5 protein-coding genes are annotated in these 5637 nt (G+C 64.4%); 1 reads left to right on the top strand and 4 read right to left on the bottom strand.

Annotated elements, in window-relative coordinates; translation table 11 throughout:
• A partial coding sequence (locus EN935_RS20030; protein WP_164771216.1) for an FAD/NAD(P)-binding protein occupies positions 1 to 712 on the bottom strand: 712 nt, incomplete at its 3' end.
• Entirely contained in the window at positions 709 to 1881 is a 1173-nt protein-coding gene (gene ssuD / locus EN935_RS20025; RefSeq protein WP_127264724.1) for an FMNH2-dependent alkanesulfonate monooxygenase, read from the bottom strand. The genes EN935_RS20030 and ssuD, both read right to left, overlap by 4 nt.
• A gap of 389 nt (positions 1882 to 2270) precedes the next feature.
• Between ssuD and EN935_RS20020 the strand changes: the two genes are divergently transcribed.
• Positions 2271 to 2945: a GntR family transcriptional regulator gene (locus tag EN935_RS20020; RefSeq protein WP_127264723.1), complete on the top strand. Its 675-nt coding sequence runs from the start codon at positions 2271 to 2273 to the stop codon at positions 2943 to 2945.
• A 60-nt stretch (positions 2946 to 3005) separates the two neighbouring features.
• On the opposite strand, the gene EN935_RS20015 is transcribed toward EN935_RS20020, so the two are convergent.
• Positions 3006 to 3926, bottom strand: a complete 921-nt coding sequence (locus EN935_RS20015; protein WP_245468927.1) for a dihydrodipicolinate synthase family protein — start codon at positions 3924 to 3926, stop codon at positions 3006 to 3008.
• Positions 3923 to 5635, bottom strand: a complete 1713-nt coding sequence (gene araD / locus EN935_RS20010; RefSeq protein ID WP_127264721.1) for an L-arabinonate dehydratase — start codon at positions 5633 to 5635, stop codon at positions 3923 to 3925. Before araD ends, EN935_RS20015 begins: the two co-directional genes overlap by 4 nt.
• Positions 5636 to 5637 lie beyond the last annotated feature (2 nt).

Here is a 5637-nt window from a genome sequence, read left to right as displayed (position 1 = left end):
AGCGTAAGCCGCGGCGCGACAACGACAGGATGCGGCCACAATGGCCGCGGCGGTCCAGTTCGGCGACCATGTCGGCCGAGGTCAAGCCAGAGCCGACGATCAACACCGACGCGTCCGGACCGATCCCGGCAAGTGCTGATGGCGCGTACGGATCGGCGATGAAACCCGGCGCTTCCGCCAGGTGGATCAACGCGGCTGGAATCGCGGGCTGCGGGTGCGTCGCCGCCAGGACGACGATGTCGGCGCCAATTGGCCCACTGGGCGTGTGCACGGTCCAGCCCGCGCCACTGGCATCGCGCGTCACGCGTGTGGCGGAACCTTCAACATGATGGACAACGCCGGAATTGAGATAGGGCGCCAGATGCTCGGCGACATAGCGACCGAACACGCGCCGGCGTGGATAGGCGTCGCCATTCTTCCAGATGGCGTCGGCGTCGCGCTCGAGTTCCCCACTGTCCGTCAACCAGCGTGCAAAGTGCTGCGTATCTTCCGGAGCCATGCTCATTCTTGTCGCTGGGACATTGACCCGATGCGCAGGTTCCTTGCTGGAGTAGGCAAGGCCGCCGCCAAGCAACGGTCGCGGCTCGATCACGGAAATCGACAGGTGCGCCGGTCGATGTGACCACGCCAGGTGCCAAGCCACCGCCGCGCCGGAAAAACCGCCGCCGATTATGGCGACGCGCAACCGACGGGCCGGAGGGAGCGCGTTCACGAGGCGCTGGCGAGCGACTTTGGCCGGTGGTCGCCGGCGATGGTCTCGCCGAACGGACCGGTGTTGACGGACGAAGCGGCGGCTTTGACCGGATGATCGGTCGGCAGTTTCGGCAGCACCAGCTCGCCGAAACGATAGGCTTCTTCCAGATGCGGGTAGCCGGACAGGATGAAGGTATCGATGCCGAGGCGCCGGTATTCGTCGATGCGCTCGGCGATCGTGTCGGGGTCACCGACAAGGGCAGTGCCGGCACCGCCGCGCACCAGGCCGACGCCGGCCCACAAATTGGGTGCGATCTCGAGCTTGGCGCGATTGCCGCCGTGCAGCGCGCTCATCCGCGCCTGGCCGACCGAATCCATGCGGGCAAAGACCTTCTGTGCCGAGGCTATCGTCGCGTCGTCGAGCCGGCTGATCAGCCTGTCGGCGGCGGCCCAGGCCTCCTCGGTCGTTTCACGCGCGATGACATGCAGGCGAATGCCGAAAGAGAGTTTGCGGCCAGCCTTCTCAGCCAGTTCGCGCACGCCATCCAGCTTGCGCTCGACATCGGCCGGAGGCTCGCCCCAGCTCAGATATTTATCGATCTCCTGCGCCGCCACCGCGGATCCGGCGTCGGACGAGCCGCCGAAATAGAGCGGCGGATAGGGCGTCTGCACCGGCGGAAACAGCAGCCGGCCATCCTCGATGCGGAAATGCTTGCCCTCGTGCTCGACCGTCTCGCCGCTCAGCACCCGCTTGTAGATCCGCAGGAACTCCTGCGTCACCTCGTAGCGCTCGGCGTGCGACAGGAAGATGCCGTCGCCCTTGTTCTCCAGCGGATCGCCGCCGGTGACCACATTGATCAGCAGGCGCCCATTGGAGATGCGATCCAGCGTCGCCGTCATGCGCGCGGCCAGCGTCGGCGATTGCAGGCCCGGCCGCACGGCGACGAGGAAACGCAAGTGCTCGGTCAGCGGCACCAATGCCGATGCGATCACCCAGGAATCCTCGCATGCCCGGCCGGTTGGCAGCAGCACGCCGTAGTAACCTAGCGTGTCGGCAGCCTTCGCCACTTGCGTCAGATAGGGCAGATCGACGGCCCTGCCGCCTTCTGTCGTGCCGAGATAGCGGCTGTCGCCATGTGTCGGCAGGAACCAGAGCACCTTGATGCGTTCTGGCACATCCCGGCTCATGGCCTTTCTCCTGCTGCCTGGCGGAGGCGGCCGGATATCCCTGCTTTGGCGAAGGGCGAGCGCAAAAGATTAGGCATGGCGTGGTCCTGTCCGGGTGGAAACCAGATCGCCAGTGCAGATTGCTTATTCCACAAATTCTGTAGAGTTAGTTTATTCCAAATCCGCTGACGGAATTAGAAATTCTCTCCATCCGCCCGAACGCGAACTCACTGGCTGCCACGCCTTCCCTCGGGCGGCCAGGTCCCTCCCCCGGCGGCTGGCCTGTTGTCCTCGGCATCGGATTCCGTCAGTCACGGGCGAGTTGCAGGCCCGAGCCGCCCCTCGTATTAGAGGCTTTCTGATTTCATTCTAATCTGACCATTTCCGGTGACCTAAGCCACGGATTTCCCATGGACCTGGATCCTTCGACTCTCAATCGGGCTCATCCGCTCCGCGATCAGATCTATCACCAGATTCGCAACCTTATCGTCGTCGGACAGATGAGGCCCGGGGAAGTGATCAACGAGGTGGCCATCGCGGAAGCGCTCGGTGTTTCGCGTACCCCGGTGCGCGAAGCGGTCAAGCGCATCAGCGACGAGGGTCTGGTCAACATCCTGGCGCAGACCGGCATTTATGTCGCGCCGATCAGCCGGGCCGACCTGGAAGAAGCCTACGTCATCCGCCGGGCCCTGGAGATGGAAAGCGCCCGACGCGCGGCCGCCAAGTTCTCACCGGCAGCCGGCGAATTGCTGGAAGACAATATGGCGACGCACCGGCTTGCCATATCGCAGGGCAGATATGCCACCGCGATACAGCTCGACGATGTCTTTCACCGCACCATCGCCGAAATCTGCGGCCTGCCGATGATCTGGAGAGCAGTCGACATCTCCAAAGCGCAGATGGATCGCGGCCGCCATCTCGTCATTCCGAAGCCCGGCTATGGCGAACAGACGATCGAGCAGCATGAAGCCATCTTCGAGGCTTTGAGGCATCACGACGCCGAAGGCGCCGCGCAAGCGATGGAACGCCATCTCGAGACGTCGTTGCGCAACACGCTGGAAGTCGCAGCCGACCTCCTCGGTTAGCCTCAGGGCCCGCTGGTATTGTCGCGGGTCGGGCGGACGACCTATTACGGGAGTTGCCGTTCAGCCCGGCAACCGGCCGAGGCCAGCCGCAAAGCGCGCCACCATCGCAAGGCCGATCTCGCTGGGTCGCATCGCGGGAGCCCGGTCGTGTATCGGGATGCCGGTACGAGCGCCAAACAGCCGCTTGCCGTAGCAGATCAGGTTTTCGATGCCCTGCATGACGAAGACCGCTGCCGGCAGCATTCTTGCATAGTCGGCCTCGGCCGTTGCTTCGTCACCGGCCCGGAATGCATTGTAGGCGCGCACGGCGAGGTCGATGCCATCAGGCGCCAGGATCATGCCGCGGCAACCGATGCGGAAATTGTCGATCAGCTCCAGGCCGCCACGTCCGTTGAAAACCGGAATCCGGCCTTCGGTGCGTTCGATCAATCCGGCAATATCGGTGACCGGACCCTCACCCTTGATCAGCCTTATGTTGGGATGCAGCGTGACGAGTTCGCGGATTTCGTCCGATGACAGGCCGCGCCCGAAAAAGGCCGGCGCATTCTGGATCGCCACCGGCAGGTCGGTCGCCGCGGCGACGCGGCCGAAGAACCTGATGTATTCCGGCGCGCCATAGGAGCCGACAGCCGGCGGCTGCAGGATCACCCAATCCGCTCCCACGCTTTCAGCATGGCGAACCTGTGCGACCTGCTCGGCCACCGAAGAGCCGAAGACCGTGAAGGCAAGCGGCACTTTCCCGGCGGTGTCCTCAGCCGTCCAGTCCATGATCGTCCGGCGCTCGGCCTCGGTCAGCTTGGCGACTTCTGTTGCCAGGCCGAGTGCCGCCATGCCGTGCACGCCGCTCGCCAGGCAGATCTCGACCTGCCTGCGCATCGCCGCGCGGTCTAGTTTTTCGTCGCTGTCGAACAGCGCGTAGAGAATAGCGTGAATGCCGTGGAAATCATCAGGCTGGAAATTGGGCACGCCGGTCGGCCTCAATGGCTTTCGCGCGGGATGGTGTGGCCACGGCTTCCGACGAGAAAGTCGAGGTCGGCGCCGCGATCCGCCTGCAGGACATGGTCGACGTAAAGTCCCTGATAGCCGCCGCGCATCGCCGGTTCCGGCGGAGCCCAGGATGTCCGCCGCTTTGCGAGTTCCTGTTCGGACACGTCGAGATGCAATTTCCGCGCTTCGACATCAAGCTCGATCATGTCGCCGCTGCGGACCAGCGCCAGCGGGCCGCCGATGGCGGCTTCGGGTGCGGCATGCAGAACGACGGTGCCGAAGGCAGTGCCGGACATGCGGGCATCGGAGATGCGGATCATGTCGCGGACGCCTTGCTTCAGCAGCTTCTGGGGCAATGCCATGTTGCCGACCTCGGCCATCCCCGGATAGCCCTTGGGGCCGCAATTCTTCAGCACCATGATCGAGCCGTCGTCGATGTCGAGCAAGGGATCGTCGATGCGCGCCTTGTAGTCGTCGATGTCCTCGAAGACGACGGCGCGGCCGCGATGCTTCATCAGAGCTGGCGACGCGGCTGACGGCTTGATGATGGCGCCGTCGGGCGCCAGATTGCCACGCAGCACCGCGATACCGCCATTGGGCGTGAGCGCCTTGTCGCGCGGACGGATCACCTCGGGATTGTAGTTTTGGGCATCCGCGATGTTGTCGCGCACGGTCTTGCCGGTGATGGTCAGCACGTCGAGATCGAGCAGATCGCCGATCTCCCTCATGACCGCCGGAATGCCGCCTGCGTAGCAGAAATCCTCCATCAGGAAGCGGCCTGACGGCATCAGGTCGAGGATGGTTGGCACATCGCGGCCATATCTGTCCCAATCGTCCAGCGTCAGCTCGGTGCCGACGCGACCGGCGATCGCCAGCAGATGCACGACCGCGTTGGTCGAGCCGCCGATGGCGCCATTGACGCGGATGGCGTTGGCGAAGGCTTCTTTCTGGAGGATCGCCGACGGGCGCAGATCTTCGTTGACCATCTCGACGATGCGCCGCCCCGTCATGCGAGCAATGCGGCTGCGGCGCGCGTCGACGGCGGGATAGGCTGCGTTGCCGGGCAGCGCCAGGCCCAGCGCCTCGACCATCGAGGCCATTGTCGAGGCGGTGCCCATGGTCATGCAATGGCCGGGCGAGCGCGACATGGCGCTCTCGGCATTGGCGAAATCCTGTTCGCTCATCACGCCGGCGCGGACATCCTCGGAGAATTTCCAGACATCGGTGCCGGAACCGATCTCGCGGCCCTGGAAGCGGCCATTGAGCATCGGCCCGCCGGAAATGACGATCGACGGCAGGTCGCAGGAGGCCGCGCCCATGACCAGCGACGGCGTGGTCTTGTCGCAGCCGGCCATCAGCACGACGCCGTCCATCGGGTTGCCGCGGATCGCCTCCTCGACATCCATCGAGGCGAGGTTGCGAAACAGCATCGCCGTCGGGCGCAGATTGGACTCGCCGCAGGAGAAGACCGGAAATTCCAGCGGCAAGCCGCCGGCCTCCAGCACGCCTGCCTTGATGTGCTCGATCAGGCCACGGAAATGCACGTGGCAAGGCGTGAATTCGGAGAAGGTGTTGCAGATGCCGATCACCGGGCGGCCGTCGAAAGCGTCGTCGGGCAGGCCGTTGTTCTTCATCCAGCTGCGGTGGATGAAGGCATCCTTGCCTTGGCCGCCGAACCAGTGCTGCGATCGTCTCTTGGTCATGG

The sequence above is a fragment of the Mesorhizobium sp. M7D.F.Ca.US.004.03.1.1 genome (assembly GCF_003998635.1).
GTDB classification, from domain to species: Bacteria; Pseudomonadota; Alphaproteobacteria; order Rhizobiales; family Rhizobiaceae; genus Mesorhizobium; species Mesorhizobium loti.
Note: the sequence above shows the minus strand (reverse complement) of the source record. Positions and strands in the feature narration are given on the sequence as shown.

Bases quoted from the DNA above. Each gene is read 5' to 3' on its own strand.
- ssuD (WP_127264724.1), bottom strand. From the start codon at position 1,881: ATGAGCCGGGATGTGCCAGAACGCATCAAGGTGCTCTGGTTCCTGCCG.
- EN935_RS20020 (WP_127264723.1), top strand. From the start codon at position 2,271: ATGGACCTGGATCCTTCGACTCTCAATCGGGCTCATCCGCTCCGCGAT.
- araD (WP_127264721.1), bottom strand. From the start codon at position 5,635: ATGACCAAGAGACGATCGCAGCACTGGTTCGGCGGCCAAGGCAAGGAT.